Below are 19,803 nucleotides of genomic sequence, written 5' to 3'. Positions count from 1 at the left end.
ACGCGGTCCATTTCTGACCTGTCAGGTCCTCACGAGCACTATGCCTTCTCCGTACGCCCATACGTGTCTTCGAATCGCACAATGTCATCTTCACCGAGATAGGCGCCGGATTGCACTTCGATTAACTCGAGCGGGATCTTGCCTGGATTCTTCAGGCGGTGCGTAATTCCCAGTGGAATATAGGTCGATTGGTTCTCTGTCAGAATGATTTCATTGCCACCGTTCGTAACGAGTGCCGTACCCTTCACGACGACCCAATGCTCGGCGCGGTGGTGATGCATCTGCAAGCTCAACTGCGCGCCAGGGCGGACGACGATGCGTTTGACCTGGAAACGGTCGCCGCTGTCGATGCCTTCGTATGAGCCCCAGGGGCGTGCCACACGACGATGCGTGACTGACTCTTGACGGCCCGTTGCATTTAACTGGGCAACGATTTTCCTGACGTCCTGCGCCTGGTCACGATGGGCGACCAGCACGGCGTCGGCGGTCTCGACGATGACGACGTTGTCCAGACCGATGGCAGCTACCAGTCGATGCTCCGCGCGCACATATGAGTTGCTCATGGCTTCGGTGAGGACGTCGCCGAGCAATGAATTCCCCTGGGCATCGTGTTCTGCAATGTCGGCAAGTGCTGTCCACGAGCCGATATCGTTCCAGCCGAGGTTCGCTGTGGCAATGACCGCGGCGCGTTTCGTCTTCTCCATCACGGCGTGGTCGATTGAAATGTTCGGGCAGGCGGCGAAGGCTTTAGCGTCGAGACGAGTGAAGTCGTTGTCGAGCTGTGCCCCATTGAGTGCAAGTTCTGCCTGTGCGGCGATTTCTGGTTCGAAACGGCGCAGTTCTTCCATGAAAGTCGACGCTTGCAGCATGAACATGCCGCTGTTCCAGAAGTAGCCGCCTTCACCGAGAAAACGCTGCGCCGTGGTCTCGTCGGGTTTTTCGACGAATGCGTCCACTACGAACGCATGGCTATCTCCCTCAAGCTGCGCACCTGCACGGATGTAGCCGTAGCCTGTGTGTGGCTCGGTTGGCGCAATACCGAAGGTGACCAGATAATCGTCTTGGGCGATCCGAGCCGCGGCTTCGACTGCCTCGACGAACGCCGCTTCGCCGGTAATCACGTGATCTGATGGCAGAACGAGAAGGAGGGCGTCTGCAGATCCACGCATCGCTGCCAGCGCGGCAACTGCAATGGCAGGCGCGGTGTTACGGCTGACAGGCTCCAGGATGATCGATGCCGCTGCAATATCTACCTGTCGAAACTGTTCTGCGACCAGAAAGCGCTGTTCATTATTCGTGACGACGATGGGAGCTGCAATGTTTTTGATGCCACGCAGGCGCAACGCAGTTTGCTGAACCAATGAGTTTTCGCCGGTCAACCTGAGGTACTGCTTCGGGTATCCGCCTCGGGACATCGGCCAAAGTCGGGTACCGCTACCGCCGCAAAGAATCACTGGATGAATGTTCATGGTCTCACTTCCTCTCTCACGTTTATTTTTGTAGATGTCCATCTTAGCGCAAGCACAAGGCGAACCATTGAGTCACAACCTTGCTCAAGAATGGTGGCACGCCCCGTGCGCTTTGCATGCCAGCTGCAAGAGCGTTCCACCGCCGAGCTTCGATCGCCTCAGGCAAACCCCCGCGGATTCGCCGCCTGCCACCGCCAGTGATCCGCACACATCCGCTCAATCCCAAACTCCGCGCTCCAGCCAAGCACGGCCAACGCCGCCGCCGGATCCGCAAAGCACGATGCCACATCACCCGGCCGCCGCGCCACGATCTCATAAGGCACAGGCCGCCCTGAGGCCTTCTCGAACGCCTTCACGACATCGATCACGCTATATCCCTGGCCCGTCCCAAGATTCACCACAAAACTGGCATCCCGCTTAACCAGCGCATCCAGCGCGGCCAGGTGCCCACGCGCCAGATCCACCACGTGAATATAGTCGCGCACGCCCGTGCCATCCGGCGTTTCATAATCGCCGCCGAACACCCGCAATTTCTCGAGCTTGCCCACCGCCACCTGCGCCACATACGGCATCAGGTTATTTGGAATCCCCGCCGGATCCTCACCAATCAACCCGCTTTCATGCGCGCCAACCGGATTGAAATAGCGCAGCGTTGCAATGCGCCACGACGGATCGGCAATCTCCAGATCACGCAACACCTGCTCGGCAATCAGCTTCGACTGCCCATAAGGATTGGTGGCCGAGAGCGGAAACGACTCATCGATCGGCGAGCTCTTCGGCACGCCATACACCGTCGCCGATGAACTGAACACGAACTGCTTCACATTCCGATCGCGCATCACGCCGAGCAGCGTCAGCAGACTGCCGACGTTATTGCTGTAGTACTCGATTGGCTTGGCGACTGATTCGCCCACCGCCTTCAGCGCGGCAAAGTGAATCGCGCCGGTGATCGGGTGTGCGTCGAAAATACGGTTGAGCGCAGCTTCATCACGCGCGTCGGCTTCGTAGAAGCTCACGGCCTTACCGGTGATCGTCTCCACGCGCCGCAGCGATTCGCGGTTGCTGTTCACGAGATTGTCGATTACCACGACGTCGTAACCGCCGTTCAGCAGTTCCACACATGTGTGCGAGCCGATAAATCCTGCGCCGCCCGTTACCAGAATCGTACCCTTCGTGGTCATGCTGTTGCTCCGTTAAAGTAAAACGCCCGTCATTTTCTGCACCAGGTCTTTATACGTTTCGACGACGACGCGTTCGTCGAATTCTTGCGCGACTTTCTGTCGGCCGCGTTCAGCCATTGCGCGGCGCTCCGCGCCGCTCATGTCGAGCATCTGTGCCATCTTTGCCGCGAGACTTTCTGCATTGCGCACTTCGCACAGCAATCCGTTGACACCGTCCGCCACCACTTCGCGGCAGCCGGGTACATCCGTCGTCACAATCGGCCGGCCCATCGCCGACGCTTCCATCAGCGTGCGCGGCACGCCTTCGCGATAGGACGGCAGGACGACGCAGTCCGCATCGGCGATGAGGGGCCGCACGTCGTGCGCCTCTCCCAGATACTCGATGATGCCTTCCTGCTCCCACGCGGCCACCTCTTCGCGTGTGATCGCGCTAGGGTTGTCGACGCCGACCGGCCCGAGCAATTGAAACCGCGCCTGCGGGTAACGTCCATGCAAACGCCGCGCGGCTTCCACATATTCGCCGACGCCCTTGTCCCACAGGAGCCGCCCGATCAGCACGAACTTGAATTCCGCCCGCTCCGGCAGTGGCGTGAAGGCGAACTGTTCGAGATCGACGCCTTCGCCATTCAAGAGACGCGCACGCTCGGGATGCACCAACAAATTCTGCTCAACAAACGCGGCCTGGTCGTCGCGATTCAAAAACCAGACTTCGCGAGGGAAACGGAACGCGAAACGGTACAGTTTTTTGGCCACTTGCGCAGCACGGCTCTGCTGGATGAACACGTAGCCGAGCCCTGTCGTCACCGCCACCGACTGCACACCCGCCAGTTTCGCGGCAACCGAGCCGTAGATATTCGGCTTGATTGTGTAGTGGAACACGACGTGCGGGCGGATGCTTCTATACAAACGATACAACGACAAAAGTGTGCGCAGGTCGTCGCGCGGATTGGTGCCTTTGGACGTCACCGGCAATTCGATGCAGCGGCATCCCATTGCCGTGAGCAGTTCGAACGTGCGGTCGCGCGGCGCGAGCACCGTCACGTCGACGCCGCGTCCGACCAGCATGCGGATCAGCCCTTGCCGATACGTATAGATTGCCCAGGCGGTGTTACAGACGAGTGTAATGCGTAGCGCGGGTGTCGATTTAAAGGCAGGCTTCATGCGGGAACGGGCTCGACGGTGAATGACGAAGTGAATGACAGGGCAGCGGAATCAATGGCTCGCACGCGGTGTGAGCAACGTGCGTTTGATCTGCTGCAATGCGCGGTAAGGTGTCACGAAATGCAGCAGATTCTTGGCGAGACCCAGCCAGTCGTACAGATTGGCGGCGTTGAAGTAGCGCAGTTGCAGCCGTAGCGTCGAGCCGACCTGGCGGCGCCGTTTGGTCGCGCTAATGCCGCCTTCGTTCAGCTCGTAATAGAGCCCGAGCTCCGGCAGATTGGCGCAGTTGTAGCGCTCCATCAGACGCACGAACAGATCGAGGTCTTCGGCGGAAGGATAGGCCGCGCGATAGTTGCCGACCGCGCGGACCGCGTCGATGCGCAGCATCATCGAAGGATGCGCCAGGCATGAACGGAAGAAGCGCAGACGCCGGATCTCATTTGGTTCGGCGGGGGGCGTCAGCATGAAAAGCGGTTTGCCTTCACGCGTGACGACCTGGGTCCACATGCCGAGGCCGGCCACTTGCGGATGCAGTTCCATGAACACACGTTGTTTGGCGAGCCGTTGCGGCACGCTGCGATCACCCGCGTCGATGCGCGCTGCGTAGCGAAAGCCGCGCTGTGCAAGGGCGTCGATGCCGGTTTGCAGCGCACGCTCGATGCCGCCGTTCTGCGGCATACGCAGTACGTCGATCTTCATGTTCGGGATCGCCGGTGCGACGATCGGCGGTGTGCTGCCGTCGTCGACGATCAGCACATGCACTAGCGCGCTTTCGCTGAACGAGGCCAGCGTGAGATCGACGTCGGCCTGGCCGTTGTACGCGGGCATCAGGACGGCGACGTCATCGAGGCAAAGCGCTGTGGCGGATGAGTTCGTCATGGGCGCAATTTGAAACGAATGTAATAAAGATTAACTGACGCGGCGGCGAGATAACCCGCCGCGAGACCCACCAGCGCACCGTAAGCCCCAAGCCGCGGAATCGCCAGCAGATTGACGACGAACGCAACGGCCAGCGCCAGCAGCCACTTCGAGAGCAACACGAACTTGGCCTGATATTTCAGCACGATCAGATTGCCGATCGCCTCGATGCCGGCGGGTACGGACAGCCACACGGCCCAGCGGAAAATCTCGATGGCGCCTTCGAAGTCCGGCCCGAACACGCGGCGGATGATGAAACCCGCCAGCAGGTCCAGCACGATCGCGCCACTCACCATCAGCGCGGCGGTCATGGCGGTGAGCCGCCACACGTTGCGGCGCAAAAGCGCTGCGTCCTGCACGCGGTAGACAAAGGCGGGCGCGATCGTCTGCGCGAGCATCAGCGCGAGCGTGATCCAGTTTTCGTTCAACTGTTGCGCGGCGGAATAGCGCCCGAGGTCGGCGAAGGAAATCGCCCGCTCGAGCATCAGTCTGTCCAGTTTCAGGAACAGATACATACAGATCAGGCCGAGCCAGAACACCGTGCCCGCGGTCGCGAAGTGCTTGAAGAGCGAACGGTCGAGCTGCCAGCCGAGCTTGCCGCCATGGCGGCGGATGTAATAGATCAGCAGAACCACGCCGATCAACGCCGATTCTGCCGCCCACAGCCAGCCAAAGCGCGCGGGCGTTGCCGCCGCGCGTACCAGCAGATAGACGAAGCCGGCCTTCAGCACCGCGGTGCTCATGCTGGTGAGCAACTGCGGTTTGCTGTACGTCATGCTTTGCAGCCACGCGTTGATCACGCCGACGAACGGCTCGCGAAACAGCATCGTCACCGTGAGACCGGCGAGCATGGCGCCCACCAGCGGGTCGAAGAAGTGCAACGCGATGCCGAGCCAGGTGAGCAGCAGCGCCGCGACGGACACCGAAAAGCGCAACGTGAAGGCGCTGCCGAGCACCGTGCCCAATTGAGCGGGCGGCCGGTTGACGATGGTGGGAACCAGGATTTCCGCGCCGCACACCCAGGTGATCGGCGAAAGCACCAGGAGCAGCGTGTTCGCGTACTGCCATTTGCCGAAGGTGTCGGGTCCGAAGTAGCGCGCCAGCATGCCGCTGATCACGATCGCCACGCCGATCTGCGTGAGCCGCTCCAGCCCGAGCCAGACGATATTGGTGAAGGCGCGTGTGACGTCGGGGTTGGCGAAGCGTTTGAGCGTCAGCATCCGGTCGACGCTCGCCAATGCGGTTGCGCCGGTTGCGCGAGCAGCGCACTTTGCGCGGCGCCAATATGCGCAATCGCCCATCCGCAGGCCGTCTGTCGCGGCAACTTAACAAAAGGTGGGCGTCTAAGCATTAGAATGGGCGTCTATTAGGGCATGTCCGGAAGGCGCAATTATAAGTTGGAACCGGATCGCTTCCGGCAAGGGCGTATCGCTCGGTTTAGCAGACTGTTTTACCGATCTCTCGGCGATATGCCGGTCAAAATTTTCCATTGCACGCAAGTGAGCCAACATGATCTCCAAATCTATTTTCAAGGCGTATGACATTCGCGGTGTGATCGGCAAGACGCTCGACGCCGACGCAGCGCGTTCGATCGGTCGCGCCTTCGGCAGCGAAGTGCGGGCGCAAGGCGGCGACGCCGTGGTGGTCGCGCGTGACGGACGCCTCTCGGGTCCCGAGCTGATCCAGGCCCTGTCGGACGGTCTGCGTGCGGCCGGCGTCGACGTGGTCAACGTCGGCATGGTGCCGACGCCCATCGGCTATTTCGCGGCCAGCGTGCCGTTGCAACTCGACGGCGGCGAACGCCGCGTCGATTCGTGCATCGTCGTGACGGGCAGCCACAATCCGCCTGACTACAACGGCTTCAAGATGGTCCTGCGCGGCGCGGCCATTTACGGCGAACAGATCCTCGCGCTGCATCAGCGCATCGTCGACGAAAACTTCGCTGAAGGCAGCGGTACGTACACCGAGTACGACATTGCCGACGCGTATCTGGATCGCATCGCCAGCGACGTCAAGCTCGCGCGTCCGATCAAGATCGTGGTCGACACCGGCAACGGCGTGGCAGGCGGTCTCGCGCCGAAGCTCTTCAAGAAGCTCGGCTGCGAACTGGTCGAGCTGTTCACCGAGATCGACGGCAACTTCCCGAACCATCACCCGGACCCGGCGCACCCGGAAAACCTGCAGGACGTGATCCGCGCGCTGAAGGAAACGGATGCCGAAATCGGTTTCGCATTCGACGGTGACGGCGACCGCCTGGGCGTCGTCACCAAAGACGGCGAGATCATCTATCCGGACCGTCAACTGATGCTGTTCGCCGAAGAAGTGCTGTCGCGCAACAAGGGCGCGCAGATCATTTACGACGTGAAGTGCACGCGCAATCTGGCGAAGTGGGTCAAGGACAAGGGCGGCGAACCGCTGATGTGGAAGACTGGCCACTCGCTGGTCAAGGCGAAGCTGCGCGAAACCGGCGCGCCGCTGGCAGGCGAAATGAGCGGCCACGTGTTCTTTAAAGACCGCTGGTACGGGTTCGACGACGGCCTGTACACGGGCGCGCGCCTGCTCGAAATCCTCACGCGCGTGGCGGATCCGAGCAAGCTGCTGAACTCGCTTCCGAACTCGAATTCCACGCCGGAACTGCAATTGAAGCTGGAAGAAGGCGAAAACTTCGAACTGATCGCGCGTTTGCAGCAAAACGCGAAGTTCACCGGCGCGGACGACGTCGTGAAGATCGACGGCTTGCGGGTCGAGTACCCGGACGGCTTTGGCCTCGCGCGCTCGTCGAACACCACGCCGGTGGTGGTCATGCGTTTCGAAGCCGATAGCGACGAAGCGCTCAAACGCATCCAGGAAGACTTCCGCCGCGTGATCATGGCGGAAAAGCCGGACGCGAAGCTGCCGTTCTAAAAGCTCCAGCGACGGCGCGGTTCCTCGTGAACCGCGGCTGCCGTCGAACGCGGCGCGGGTTTCACTTACCGCGCCGCGTTTTTTCATGCCATTTACTCGTGGCACGATAGAATTGCCGTCCTTTCACTGCATCTTCGGGCCGGATAGCCGGTTTTCCCACACTTGAGCGTGCAAAAGATACTAATCGTGAGGGTGTCGTCGTTGGGCGACGTCGTTCACAACATGCCGGTGATCGCCGACATCCGACGCCGCCATCCCGATGCCCAGATCGACTGGCTCGTCGAAGAAAGCTTCGTCGGGCTTGTGGAGCTCGTCAGCGGCGTGCGGCGGGCGATTCCCGTGTCGCTGCGGCGCTGGCGCAAGCGCATCCTGTCGGTCGACAACTGGCGCGAGATCGGCGCCTTTCGCCGCGCGCTCGCCGCCGAGAACTACGACCTCGTGATCGACTGTCAGGGGCTCATCAAGACCGCATGGGTCGCGAGCATGGCGCGCGGACCGCTGGTCGGCCTCGCGAACCGGACCGACGGCGCGGGCTTCGAGTGGCCGGTGCGCTTCTTCTACGACAAGCGGGTGCCGATCGAGCCGCGCACCCATGTGGTCGAGCGTACGCGCCAACTGGTGGCGGCGGCGCTGAACGACCCGCAGCCGCACCCTACCGACGAGATCGACTTCGGCATCGACACCGGGCGCGCGGCGCTGGCGTTGTCGGAGGCCAATCTGAACCTGCCGGTGCCGTACGTGGTGTTCGTGCATGCCACCTCGCGCGCCGACAAGCAGTGGCCCGATACCGCGTGGATCGACCTCGGCCAGTCATTGGTGCGGCGCGGCGCGTCGATCGTGCTGCCGTGGGGCAGCGAGGAAGAGCGCGCCACCAGCGAACGTCTGGCGAAGGAATTCGGCGGTGCGGCCATCGTGCCGCCCAAGCTGTCGTTGCAGGCGGTAGTCGGCCTGATCGACGGCGCCGCCGCGACCGTCGGCGTTGACACAGGTCTAGTTCACATTGCGGCGGCGCTGAAGCGGCCGACGGTCGAGTTGTACAATTTCGCCACCGCGTGGCGCACCGGCGGCTACTGGTCGCCGAACGTCGTCAATCTCGGCACGGCCGGCAAGCCGCCCACGCTGCAAGAAGTCAAGTCCGCGCTGGCCGGTTTCGGCCTGCTCTAATGTTGTAGCGCTGTAATGCGGTGTGCTTCGCCTTACGCTCCATCCGTTTTCAAGGGCGACCATGAACGAAACCCAGATCATCGAAGTAGCGAACGCTGACTGGCACGGACGCAATCTGTCCGTACCGCGCGAGATGCTGCTGGCCGGCGTCGAACGCGGCAAAGTGCTGTATTTTCCGAATCTGCGCTTTGCGATCGAAGGCGGCGAACAGGCGTTGCTCGATCCCGCACTGGCCGATCCGAGCCGCAAGAACATCAGTCTTGAGCCGAACGGCGGCGCGCTGCATGGCGTGGCCGGCGACGCGGTCACGCAATCGGCGGTGCGCGCGTTGATCGCGCGTTATCAGTCCAATGCGCGTACGTTGGTCGATGGGCTCTTTCCCGAATACAACGGCAGGCTGCGCGTCGCGCCGACGAGTCTGCGGCTGCATCAGGTGGAAGGGCGCGAGACGTCCTGGCGTAAAGACGATAGCCGTTTGCACGTCGATGCATTTCCGTCGCGGCCGAACTATGGCGAGCGCATTTTGCGCGTGTTCACCAACGTCAATCCGCGTGGTGCACCGCGCGTATGGCGCGTCGGCGAACCGTTCGAGGATATGGCCAAGCGCTTTCTGCCGCGCATCAAACCGCAGATGCCGGGCTCCGCGTGGCTGCTGAACCTGCTGCACGTGACCAAATCGCCGCGCAGCGAATACGACCATCTGATGCTGAATCTGCACGACGGCATGAAGGCCGATCTCGAGTATCAGAAGTCGAGCCCGCAGGAGACCATGCCGTTTCCGCCGGGCAGCGTGTGGGTGTGTTTCTCCGACCAGACTTCGCATGCGGTGATGTCCGGCCAGTTCATGCTGGAGCAGACCTTCTTCCTGCCGGTCAAGGCGATGGCGCAGCCGGACTGCGCGCCGCTCGGTATTCTCGAGCGCCTGAAGGGCAGGGCGCTCGTTTGAGCGCCGCTGTCTGGTTCGATCGCGCGGTGGAATTCGCGTTTGCATCTGGATTCGTGCCTGAGCGCGCGGAGTCCCGATGCTGAGGGCGATTTATAACGCGCTCTGGTGGATCGTCGCGCCGATAGCCGTGCTGCGCCTGCTGATCCGTTCGCGCAAGGAGCGTGGCTATCGCGAGCATATCGCCGAGCGCTTCGGTTACTCGCGTGGCCGGTTGGCGGAAGACAATGCGCCGCTGATCTGGGTGCACGCCGTGTCGGTGGGTGAGACGCGTGCTGCGCAACCGCTAATCGACGCACTGATGAAGGCGCGGCCCGACGCGCGGATTCTCTTGACGCATATGACGCCGAGCGGCCGCGCTACCGGCGAGGAGATTTTCGGCGACCGTGTGTTGCGGAGCTTCCTGCCGTACGACATGCCGCGCGCGGTACGGCGGTTCCTGCGGGCGTGGCGGCCGTCGCTCGGTCTGGTGATGGAAACCGAAGTGTGGCCGACACTGATCGACGAATGCCGTCGCGCGGACGTGCCGCTCGTGTTGACCAATGCACGGATGTCGGCGCGCTCGTACAAGCGCGCGGCCAAGTTCGGCCATGCCACCAAGGATGTGTTCGGCGGATTTGCGCGGGTGCTGGCGCAGAGTCCGTCGGATGCGGAGCGGCTTACCGCGCTCGGCGCGCGTAATGTCGCGGTGCTCGGCAATCTGAAGTTCGATATGAGCACGCCGTCGGAACTGGCGGCGCGCGGTCATGCGTGGCGTGCGGCGATTGGCACGCGGCCTGTGTGGGTCGCGGCGAGTACGCGCGAAGGCGAAGAGGAACTGGTGCTGCAGGCGTTCGCGGCGCTTGGCATCGACGATGCGTTGCTGATCCTGGTGCCGCGTCATCCGCAACGGTTTAACGAAGTGGCGGCGCTGGTGGCGAGGGCGGGTTTGCGTCTCGAGCGGCGGTCGACGTGGGCGCCTGCTGCGACAGTGGCATCGGCTGCTGCTGCACCTGCAGGCGGCGGTGTACCGGCTTTGCCTTCAGACGTGAACGTGCTGCTCGGCGATTCGATGGGCGAGTTGGGCGCTTACTATGCCGCTTCGGATCTGGCGTTTATCGGCGGGAGTTTGCTGCCGTTGGGCGGGCAGAATCTGATTGAAGCATGTGCGGTCGGTGTGCCGGTGCTGATCGGGCCGCACGTGTTCAACTTCACGCAAGCCACGGCGGATGCGGTCGCGGCGGGTGCGGCAGTGCAGGTGCAAGATCCGGCTGATCTGGCGCGAGCGCTGAGCGAGCTCTTCGGCGACAAGGCACGACGGCTGGCGATGGGCGGCGCGGCCTCGGCGTTTGCCGCGCGCCATCGCGGCGCGACGGCACGGACCGTCGATGTGTTGATGGCGTTGTTGCCGGAGTAGTCATTCGAGTGCCGTGAAATGCGGCGCTTGTCTTATCGGCTTGTGCGCCAATAAATCATATATTCTGCGAACATCGGGCGTGCGCATTGACCGCCTTCTGATTCGAACCGCTTTTTCCACTGCTGCCATGACGCTCTTCACTGACCTCGGTTTTCAATGGGATCGCGCTGCGATTCCGCAGGATTTGCCGACTCATACCACTAAGCGAGTGTGCTTCCGTTTTCATCGGATGCTGCCGGAATTTGTTTGGGACGCAAGCGTGCTTGAGGGCAATCCGTTCACGTTTCCTGAGGTAAAGACGCTGCTCGACGGCGTAACTGTTGGCGGGCGGAAGATTTCTGATCAGGAGCAAATTCTGAACTTGGCGGAGAGTTCGAAATATCTGCTTGCGATCGTGCAGAACGGCAGATTTGCGCTCGACAAAACGACGTTTTGTGACCTGCATCGCCTTGTGGCGCGTAACGAGGCGCTTGAGTGGGGCGTGTTTCGTGGCGAAGGAGAGGAAACGCGATACACGCCCGACGTAGCGTTGGGGGAGGCAGGGCGACACACCCCGCTCCCGACCTTGGCCGGCGCTCCTGAACTGAATCGCGTTTTTGCCAATGGCACCCGCGCGCTGACCGATCAGGTGTCAAACGCATTCGAACGAGCTTGCGCTTTCTTTCTGTTCGGCGCATTGCAGCAGTTCTTCTTCGACGGCAATAAGCGCACGTCACGCTTCATGATGAACGGTGTACTGATGTCGAACGGTATCGACGCGATCAGTGTGCCAGCTCAGCGTGCAGGCGACTTCAACGAGAAGATGGTGCGCTTCTATCTATCGAAAGATGGATCCGAAATGATGGCATTCCTGCTTGAATGCCATCCGGGTGAGTAAGGACTCAGACCTTCAACAACCCCTTCTTCTCGATAAACTTCACCACCACATCCAATCCGTCGAGCGCCTTCAGATTGCACATCACGAAGGGCCGCTCGCCGCGCATCTTCTTGGCATCCGAAGCCATCACATCGAGATTCGCGCCGACCATTGGCGCGAGATCGGTCTTGTTGATCACCAGCAGATCCGATTTCGTAATGCCCGGGCCGCCTTTGCGCGGAATCTTCTCGCCGCCGGCCACGTCGATGACGTAGATCGTCAGGTCCGACAACTCCGGGCTGAACGTTGCCGCGAGATTATCACCACCCGATTCGATGAACACGATGTCCGCATCCGGAAACCGCGTCAGCATGCGGTCGACGGCTTCGAGGTTAATCGACGCGTCTTCACGAATCGCCGTGTGCGGGCAGCCGCCCGTTTCGACGCCCATGATCCGTTCGGCTGGCAACGCGCCCGCCACGGTCAATAGACGCTGATCTTCCTTCGTATAGATGTCGTTGGTGATCGCGACGAGGTCGTACTGCTCGCGCATCGCCTTGCAGAGCATTTCGAGCAGCGTGGTCTTGCCCGAGCCGACCGGGCCGCCGACGCCCACGCGCAGCGGCGGCAGTTTCTTCGTTCGGACGGGCGGGTGAGCAGGGTGATGAGGTGCGTTCATGATGGATCGTTTTATGAGCGAAAGAGCCGCGAGTACTGCGACTCGTGACGTGCCGACAGAATGCCCAATTGCGGCGCGAAGGTGTTGATGTTTTCAGGTGAAGTGGCTAAGGCTCGCGTGACGGCGGCATCGATCGGCTCGCGTAACGCGACGATGATGCGCTGGCCGGCGAGCTGGCCGAGCGGCACGGCTTTCAATGCGGCGGCGGCCTGGTTTTCCACCCAGCTGAATGCGTAAGCGGCGAGCGTGGCGTCAGGCGCTGCATCATGGGCGAAAGCGGCGAACGCGAAAGCCGTAGGCTGTGCCAACGGCGTCATGGACGCCAGTGTGGCGCGTCGTGCGGCGTCACACCATTCCAGCGACGCGCACAACTGTCGCAACGACCAGCCCATCTGTTCGGTCTCGCGTCTGAGTTCAGCGGATTCACGGCTTGCCAGGAATTCGCTGTTCGCCTCGCGTAATCCGTCCGCATCATGGGCCCGCCAGCGTTCCATCTGATGCGCAACAAACGGCAGCTCGCCACGCGCGAGCACGTCGGTCAAACCGCTCGCGATCCAATCGCGAGCGGAATCCGCGTCGGTGATGAGCTGCGCTTCGATCGCGGCTTCGAGACCCTGCGAGTAGCTGAATGCGCCGATCGGTAGTGCCGGTGACGCAAGATGCAGCAGCGCCGTGAGTTCAGCGATGCGCATGGTGGTGGTGATGCACATGGCCGCACGATTCGTCGTGAACGTGATCGCCATCGTGGTGGTCATGCGAATGGTCGTGATCATGACCTTGCGCATGGCTATGACCGTGCTCGTGATCCGAGTGGTCATGCCCATGCTCATGATCGTGCGGATGCTCATGCCCATGGTGCTCGCCGAATACCTGCTGGGCGAGCGCATAGTCTTCGGCGAAGGTCTCATCGTGACCATGCTTGTGACCGCCGCCGTACGCGCCGGATTCCGGCTGGAACGGCATCGTCACCTGATCCACGCTGGCGCCGATGCGCTTCAGCATATCGGCCAGCACCGGGTCGTATTCGAGCTTCAGATAGTCCGCGCCGACTTCGACCGGCGTGTGACGATTGCCGAGGTGATAGGCGGCACGTGTCAGTGTCAACACGTCTTTCGCGCGGACAACCAGCACCGCTTCGGGCGCGGCGACCACGCGTACCAGGCCGCCATCGTCGGCGACCAGAACATCGCCGTCGCGCAGCACCGTGCCGCGTGGCAGCAGCAGCGCGATTTCTTCGTCGTTGTCGAGCGTTGCTGCGAGACGGCTCTTGCGACGGTCGTCGAAAGCGAGCGTTAGGGTCGGCGCACGCTTCACCAGCACCGGTGCGAGCTTCAGATGGGGTGCGATCAGTTTGTCGATAGTGCGCATGGTTTAGAACAGAAAGTAGCGTTGCGCCATCGGCAGTACGGTTGCTGGCTCGCAGGTCAGCAACTGACCGTCCGCGATGACCTGATAGGTCTCCGGATCGACGCTGATCGCCGGGCGCCACGCGTTGTGAATCATGTCGGCTTTCGTGATGTTGCGGCAGTTCTTCACCGCAACGATACGCTTGTTCAGACCATAGCGTTCGCCGACGCCCGCATCGGCGGCGATCTGCGAAACGAAGGTCAGCGACGTGCGTGCCAGCGCACCGCCACGCGTCGCGAACATCTCGCGATAATGAACCGGCTGCGGCGTCGGAATCGACGCGTTGGGGTCGCCCATTTGCGCCATCGCGATCATGCCGCCCTTCAGAATCAGCGACGGCTTGATGCCAAAAAACGCCGGTTCCCAGAACACCAGATCGGCCCACTTGCCCGGTTCGACCGAGCCGACTTCATGCGAGATACCGTGCGTGATGGCCGGGTTGATCGTGTACTTGGCAACATAACGCTTCGCGCGGAAGTTATCGTGCCGCGCGTTGTCTTCAGGCAGCGCACCGCGTTGCACCTTCATCTTGTGCGCGGTCTGCCACGTGCGGATGATGACTTCACCCACGCGCCCCATCGCCTGCGAATCCGACGACAACATCGACAACGCGCCGAGGTCGTGCAGGATGTCTTCGGCGGCAATGGTCTCGCGACGGATACGCGACTCGGCAAAGGCGATATCTTCCGCAATCGACGGGTCCAGGTGATGACACACCATCAGCATGTCGAGATGTTCTTCGAGCGTGTTGACCGTGTACGGGCGCGTCGGATTGGTGGAGGAGGGCAGCACGTTCGCTTCGCCGCACACCTTGATGATGTCCGGTGCGTGGCCGCCGCCCGCGCCTTCCGTGTGATACGTGTGGATCGTGCGGCCCTTGAAGGCAGCCACGGTTGCTTCGACAAAACCCGCTTCGTTCAGCGTATCCGTGTGGATCGCGACCTGCGTGTCGGTATCGTCGGCAACAGAGAGACAGTTGTCGATGGCCGCAGGCGTCGAGCCCCAATCTTCGTGCAGCTTCAAACCGATCGCGCCCGCGGCGATCTGTTCAAGCGCCGGTTGCGGTTGGCTCACATTGCCCTTGCCGAGGAAGCCGAGATTCATCGGATAACCATCGGCCGCTTGCAGCATGCGTTCGAGATGCCACGGACCCGGCGTACAAGTCGTCGCGTTCGTGCCCGTTGCCGGACCCGTGCCGCCGCCGAGCATTGTCGTCACACCGCTCGCCAGCGCTTCTTCAATCTGCTGCGGGCTGATGAAGTGAATGTGTGTATCGATGCCGCCTGCCGTCACGATCAGGCCTTCGCCCGCGATCACTTCGGTGGACGCGCCGATCGCGATCGTCACGTTCGGCTGGATGTCGGGGTTGCCCGCTTTGCCGATCGCGGCGATGCGGCCGTTCTTGATGCCGATGTCGGCCTTGACGATGCCCCAGTGATCGAGAATGACCGCATTCGTCACGACCGTATCGACGACGTCGGCATGCACGCGTTGCGACTGGCCCATGCCGTCGCGAATCACTTTGCCGCCGCCGAATTTCACTTCTTCGCCGTAGGTCGTGAAGTCGCGTTCGACTTCGATCAGCAGCTCGGTGTCGGCGAGGCGTACGCGGTCGCCGGTCGTGGGGCCGAACATTTCCGCGTATGCGCGGCGGCCAATGCGTAATGTCATGGTGTGGGTCCGGAAATGAGCAGGGTGGTCAGAGCAGGCGTGCGCGCATCGCGCATCAGAGCTTGCCCATCACCTTGCCGTTGAAGCCGTAGACGACGCGATCGCCCGCCAGTTCGACCAGTTCGACGGTGCGTTCCTGGCCGGGCTCGAAGCGCACGGCGGTGCCCGCCGCGATGTTCAGGCGGAAGCCGCGTGCCGCTTCGCGATCGAACGAGAGTGCCTCGTTCACTTCATAGAAGTGATAGTGCGAGCCGATCTGGACCGGCCGGTCGCCGGTATTCGACACGACCACCGTGATGGTGGTGCGGCCCGCGTTGAGTTCGTGTTCGCCGTCGTCGATGAGAAGTTCGCCGGGAATCATGGGGCTGCCTTACGCGATTAGGGGATCGGGTGGTGAACGGTGACGAGCTTGGTGCCGTCGGGGAATGTGGCTTCGACCTGAATGTCGGGGATCATTTCCGGCACGCCTTCCATCACATCGGCGCGCGTCAGCAGCGTGGTGCCGTAGTGCATGACCTCGGCGACCGTCTTGCCGTCACGGGCCGCTTCCATCAGCGCGGCGCTGATAAAGGCGATGGCTTCCGGGTAATTCAGTTTGAGACCGCGGGCGCGGCGCCGTTCGGCGAGCAGCGCGGCGGTGAAGATCAGCAGCTTGTCCTTCTCGCGGGGTGTCAGCTTCATCGGATGTCGGGTTGGGTTACGCCCGTCCCAGAGAGGACAGGCGTCGGATGCGATCGGGGTCGCGCTTCGTTGTACGCTATCGCGGCCGCTCGAAATGCGACACGAAACGAACCGCGACAAGCTTACTGCCAGATCAGCTTACAAAGATATCAAGTTGAATTAACGACCCGCTTACAGATTGGCCGGCAAGGGCGCGCCGAACCACTTCTTCGACATCGTGTTGAGCGTGCCGTCTGCCTTCGCTTGGGCGATGGCGGCGTTGACCTTCGCCAGCAGCCGGCTTTCATTCTTGTTCATGCCGACGAAACATGGTGAATCCTTTATAACGAACTTAGGTTCCGGGCGACGCGGCGGATTCTTCGCATTGATGGCGGCGGCGACGATGTTACCGGCAGCGATCAACTGAACCTGACCCGAGAGAAACGCGGCGATGGTCGCGTTGTTGTCTTCGAAGCGCTTGATCGTGGCGTTCGGCGCCAACTGTGTGAGGGCGATTTCTTCAAGCGCGCCGCGGGTGGCGCCGACTGTCTTGCCGGTGAGATCGGCGGGACCGGTGACCTTGATGTCAGCGGGACCGAACACGCCCTGGTAGTACGGCGCATAGGCCGTCGAAAAATCGATGACCTTGTCGCGCTCAGGCGTCTTGCCGAGTGACGAGATCACCAGATCGACTTTACCTGTTTGCAGATACGGAATGCGGTTCGCGCTATTGACCGGCACCAGTTCGAGCTTCACGTTCATCGACTTTGCGAGCATTGCAGCGGTGTCGATGTCATAGCCTTGCGGCTTCATATCTGCGCCGACCGAGCCGAACGGCGGATAGTCCTCGGGGACCGCGACTTTGAGCACACCGGCTTTGGCGATGTTGTCGAGCGTATCCGCGTGAGCGGTGGGCGCATTGATCGCGAGGACAGGCGAGAGCAGGAGCGCAGCGAGCCAGGCGCGACGCGCGGGGCGAAGGATCGATCGGTTCATGTTAAGTGAGCGGGTGGTGGCGAGAAACAGTCGGCTGCCGTCAGGACGCGGCAGCATCGTGGGGGATTCGACGCAAAGTATGTGCCATGGCGGTGCAGCGTGGGCGGGAGGGGCAAAAGACACGATGGCGCACCGACTTGGAGCGGTCGGATGCGCCGGATTGGTGCCCGTGACGTCTTACGAAGGTGAAAGGCACGCTGCGGCACCAGGCGCCTATGTCGAGCTAGTCAGGTCGACCAGATTCGAAGTGGCACAGCGTCGACGCCATGCACGACCGGGCGCAACTGAAGCCAGCACTGGGTCAAAGCCCGCTGCAGCGTCTCCATAGACCGCGAAACCGCCCGCACGAGCAAAACCCCTTCAGTGACACAGGAAGCCGCCGCCCGCACCGAATCGTCAAACGGTAGCTGGGCAGTGAGCGCTTCAGCGAGTGCATCATCGCAGGCCGCCCCGACCGCCCAGAGCGTCCCATACGCAGGAAACCCGGCAAGCCCTTGCGCGGCATCCCGCAATGAGTCTTCCGCGCTGAGGCTCGCGCGTTCGAGCCACAGCGTCTCGCCATTCGCCCCAACGATCCGCGATACCGCTCGCAACTGCCCCTTCGACCACCGCTCACCAGCCGCTTGCCGCCCAAGTTGAGTCGCATCCCACCCAATTGCGGTTGCCCCTTCACCAAGCGTCAGCGAAAAATCCAGCATCGCGTTGGCGTGATCGAAAACGATATTGTTTTGCGGCAACCAGTCGAGCTTCGCCTGAGGGCCGACGCGCACCGCAATATTCTGCCGTGCCGCACGGCCATTGGACTTGTACCACTTGGTTGCGCCGGGCGTGGTGATAACGGCGTGCGCACTGTCGCCGACGTCCACGTCGATATCGAGCTGATCGCCGCCCGCGATCCCACCCGGCGGATGCACGATCACTGCGTGGCAGATCGCATGGCCTTCCGGATAGAGCGGCCGTTGCACGCGCAACGGCCCGTCATGCAGCCGATGCTTGAGCGTGGTCCGCTCGCCGTCTTTGACGAAGCCGAGTTCGAGGCGCGCACGCCATTGCGAGTGCGCGGTCGGTTGCGCGGTGGCGAGTGCAGCGTGGTTTTCGTGAAGCGACATGCGAATGGACTTGCGAATGAATGAGCGGCTGGGCGCGATATTGGGCACAGTAGCGGACGCGGCAATGGACGCGTCGATGCGCAGCGTGCCCGCACGCGTTTAGGCAACGACGAGCCGCGTTGCCACCGGATGCGGCGAGAATAGCACGCTGTGCTGCTTGCGTCGGTCAGACGGCGATCAGTGTGCGTACGCCATCAGCATCCATATTGACCCCTTCGCCGCCCGCGACGATTTCACCGCGGCTCATCACCCAATACCGATCAGCGATTTCCTTGGCGAAGTCGTAATACTGTTCGACGAGCAGCACGGTCATGCCCATTTCTTCGACCAGTTGACGCAGCGTGCGGCCGATGTCCTGAATGATCGATGGCTGGATGCCTTCGGTGGGTTCATCGAGGATCAGCAATTGCGGATCGCTCATTAGTGCCCGGCCGATCGCGAGCTGTTGTTGCTGGCCGCCGGAGAGGTCGCCGCCGCGGCGGCTGCGCATATCCTTCAGGACTGGGAACAGTTCGTAGATGCGGTCCGGGATTTTCTTCGGGGCTTTCTTGCTGGCGGCGCCTACCAGGAGGTTCTCTTCGACGGTTAGCCGCGGGAAGATGTCGCGGCCTTGGGGGACGTAGGCGAGCCCTTTCTCCACACGAGAGTAAGTCGGCAGTTTGGTGATCGGTGTGCCGCGCCAGGCGATTGAACCGCTTTTCGTATGGACGACGCCCATCAGGCATCTAAGCAGCGTTGTTTTGCCTACGCCGTTGCGGCCTAGCAGGACGGTGAGCTTGCCATCGGGCACTGTGAGCTTCACGTCGCGGAGGATGTGGCTGCCGCCGTAGTACTGGTTCAGGTTTTCTACTTCTAACATTTGGATGTTCCTCTGAAACGGTGTGCTTTTTGCCTGCTCGGCGGTTGTTCTTCTTCTGTATGCCTGCGGTGTTGGCCTTTCCTTGTTTTCTTAGTGGTCTATTAGCGTTGCCCCTGTGCGGGGCAGGCACCTACTTTTCTTTGCCTGCTGCAAAGAAAAGTAGGCAAAAGAAAGCAGCTCGAACCCCCTGCTAAGCGGGTCCCCTGGCTTGGAGGGGGTAGTGGTGCATCTGGAATCCGTGTTCTCGCACACTCCGCGCTTGTGACAAGGCAGTCATACTTCCGGCGGCGCTGTGCGCGCCGAAGAGCACTTCATAAAACAATTGGGTCATTCGGCGTTCGCTCCCGCTTACGCATGCTGGCCGTTGACCGCTTCATTGAGTACCGACTCCTGTTTAAACTTGCTCGCCGTTGCCGTTGCCGTTGCCGTT

Annotated in this window: 19 protein-coding genes; 5 read left to right on the top strand and 14 right to left on the bottom strand. The window is 61.7% G+C overall.

All coding sequences use genetic code 11. The features are described from left to right. Nucleotides 1-38 precede the first annotated feature (38 nt). From PQQ96_RS34735 to PQQ96_RS34715, 5 genes are all read right to left on the bottom strand, one after another. The gene (locus PQQ96_RS34735) at nucleotides 39-1,469 is read right to left on the bottom strand and encodes a mannose-1-phosphate guanylyltransferase/mannose-6-phosphate isomerase (RefSeq protein WP_408300892.1); all 1,431 of its coding nucleotides are present in this window, start codon (nucleotides 1,467-1,469) and stop codon (nucleotides 39-41) included. A 158-nt stretch (nucleotides 1,470-1,627) separates the two neighbouring features. After that, complete coding sequence (galE, locus tag PQQ96_RS34730; RefSeq protein WP_408300891.1) at nucleotides 1,628-2,650, bottom strand: UDP-glucose 4-epimerase GalE; 1,023 nt, start codon at nucleotides 2,648-2,650, stop codon at nucleotides 1,628-1,630. Between the two features lie 12 nt (nucleotides 2,651-2,662). Continuing rightward, the gene (locus tag PQQ96_RS34725) at nucleotides 2,663-3,811 is read right to left on the bottom strand and encodes a glycosyltransferase family 4 protein (RefSeq protein WP_408300889.1); all 1,149 of its coding nucleotides are present in this window, start codon (nucleotides 3,809-3,811) and stop codon (nucleotides 2,663-2,665) included. Nucleotides 3,812-3,862: 51 nt separating this feature from the next. After that, entirely contained in the window at nucleotides 3,863-4,690 is an 828-nt protein-coding gene (locus PQQ96_RS34720; RefSeq protein ID WP_408300887.1) for a glycosyltransferase, read from the bottom strand. Further along, the gene (locus PQQ96_RS34715) at nucleotides 4,687-5,949 is read right to left on the bottom strand and encodes an oligosaccharide flippase family protein (protein WP_408300911.1); all 1,263 of its coding nucleotides are present in this window, start codon (nucleotides 5,947-5,949) and stop codon (nucleotides 4,687-4,689) included. Before PQQ96_RS34715 ends, PQQ96_RS34720 begins: the two co-directional genes overlap by 4 nt. A gap of 289 nt (nucleotides 5,950-6,238) precedes the next feature. Between PQQ96_RS34715 and PQQ96_RS34710 the strand changes: the two genes are divergently transcribed. The 5 genes from PQQ96_RS34710 to PQQ96_RS34690 all read left to right on the top strand — a co-directional run bounded on the left by PQQ96_RS34710 (nucleotide 6,239) and on the right by PQQ96_RS34690 (nucleotide 12,013). Next, nucleotides 6,239-7,633: a phosphomannomutase/phosphoglucomutase gene (locus PQQ96_RS34710; RefSeq protein WP_408300886.1), complete on the top strand. Its 1,395-nt coding sequence runs from the start codon at nucleotides 6,239-6,241 to the stop codon at nucleotides 7,631-7,633. 162 nt (nucleotides 7,634-7,795) lie between these two features. Then, nucleotides 7,796-8,797, top strand: coding sequence for a lipopolysaccharide heptosyltransferase I (waaC, locus tag PQQ96_RS34705; RefSeq protein WP_408300884.1), 1,002 nt, complete (start codon nucleotides 7,796-7,798; stop codon nucleotides 8,795-8,797). 61 nt (nucleotides 8,798-8,858) lie between these two features. Then, nucleotides 8,859-9,743 (top strand): Kdo hydroxylase KdoO, encoded by an 885-nt coding sequence (gene kdoO / locus PQQ96_RS34700; RefSeq protein WP_408300882.1) that lies wholly within the window; start codon nucleotides 8,859-8,861, stop codon nucleotides 9,741-9,743. Between the two features lie 76 nt (nucleotides 9,744-9,819). Beyond that, nucleotides 9,820-11,136 carry a lipid IV(A) 3-deoxy-D-manno-octulosonic acid transferase gene (gene waaA / locus PQQ96_RS34695; protein WP_408300880.1) on the top strand — a complete coding sequence of 439 codons (1,317 nt, stop codon included), beginning with the start codon at nucleotides 9,820-9,822 and terminating at the stop codon, nucleotides 11,134-11,136. A gap of 79 nt (nucleotides 11,137-11,215) precedes the next feature. Beyond that, nucleotides 11,216-12,013, top strand: a complete 798-nt coding sequence (locus tag PQQ96_RS34690; protein ID WP_408300878.1) for a Fic family protein — start codon at nucleotides 11,216-11,218, stop codon at nucleotides 12,011-12,013. A gap of 4 nt (nucleotides 12,014-12,017) precedes the next feature. Here the strand turns inward: PQQ96_RS34690 and ureG are convergent, their stop codons facing one another. From ureG to urtE, 9 genes are all read right to left on the bottom strand, one after another. After that, complete coding sequence (gene ureG, locus PQQ96_RS34685; protein ID WP_159004835.1) at nucleotides 12,018-12,671, bottom strand: urease accessory protein UreG; 654 nt, start codon at nucleotides 12,669-12,671, stop codon at nucleotides 12,018-12,020. Nucleotides 12,672-12,682: 11 nt separating this feature from the next. Continuing rightward, nucleotides 12,683-13,363, bottom strand: a complete 681-nt coding sequence (locus PQQ96_RS34680) for an urease accessory protein UreF (RefSeq protein ID WP_408300909.1) — start codon at nucleotides 13,361-13,363, stop codon at nucleotides 12,683-12,685. Then, nucleotides 13,350-14,039, bottom strand: a complete 690-nt coding sequence (ureE, locus tag PQQ96_RS34675; protein WP_408300876.1) for an urease accessory protein UreE — start codon at nucleotides 14,037-14,039, stop codon at nucleotides 13,350-13,352. The genes PQQ96_RS34680 and ureE overlap by 14 nt, the downstream gene beginning before the upstream one ends. Before the next feature lie 3 nt (nucleotides 14,040-14,042). Next, nucleotides 14,043-15,749, bottom strand: coding sequence for an urease subunit alpha (ureC, locus tag PQQ96_RS34670; RefSeq protein WP_408300874.1), 1,707 nt, complete (start codon nucleotides 15,747-15,749; stop codon nucleotides 14,043-14,045). A 55-nt stretch (nucleotides 15,750-15,804) separates the two neighbouring features. Beyond that, entirely contained in the window at nucleotides 15,805-16,110 is a 306-nt protein-coding gene (locus PQQ96_RS34665) for an urease subunit beta (protein WP_172316384.1), read from the bottom strand. Nucleotides 16,111-16,127: 17 nt separating this feature from the next. After that, nucleotides 16,128-16,430 (bottom strand): urease subunit gamma, encoded by a 303-nt coding sequence (gene ureA / locus PQQ96_RS34660; protein WP_074286085.1) that lies wholly within the window; start codon nucleotides 16,428-16,430, stop codon nucleotides 16,128-16,130. A 171-nt stretch (nucleotides 16,431-16,601) separates the two neighbouring features. Beyond that, nucleotides 16,602-17,405, bottom strand: coding sequence for a transporter substrate-binding domain-containing protein (locus tag PQQ96_RS34655; RefSeq protein ID WP_408300872.1), 804 nt, complete (start codon nucleotides 17,403-17,405; stop codon nucleotides 16,602-16,604). A gap of 227 nt (nucleotides 17,406-17,632) precedes the next feature. Continuing rightward, complete coding sequence (locus PQQ96_RS34650; RefSeq protein WP_408300870.1) at nucleotides 17,633-18,514, bottom strand: urease accessory protein UreD; 882 nt, start codon at nucleotides 18,512-18,514, stop codon at nucleotides 17,633-17,635. Between the two features lie 166 nt (nucleotides 18,515-18,680). Further along, a complete protein-coding gene (gene urtE, locus PQQ96_RS34645; protein WP_408300868.1) occupies nucleotides 18,681-19,373 on the bottom strand; it encodes an urea ABC transporter ATP-binding subunit UrtE in 693 nt (230 codons plus the stop codon). Nucleotides 19,374-19,803: the final 430 nt, after the last annotated feature.

It is taken from the genome of Paraburkholderia sediminicola, assembly GCF_046027825.1.
Taxonomy (GTDB): Bacteria; Pseudomonadota; Gammaproteobacteria; order Burkholderiales; family Burkholderiaceae; genus Paraburkholderia; species Paraburkholderia sediminicola_D.
The sequence above is the reverse complement of the archived record's forward strand: the minus strand, read 5'-3'. Positions and strand labels throughout refer to the sequence as shown.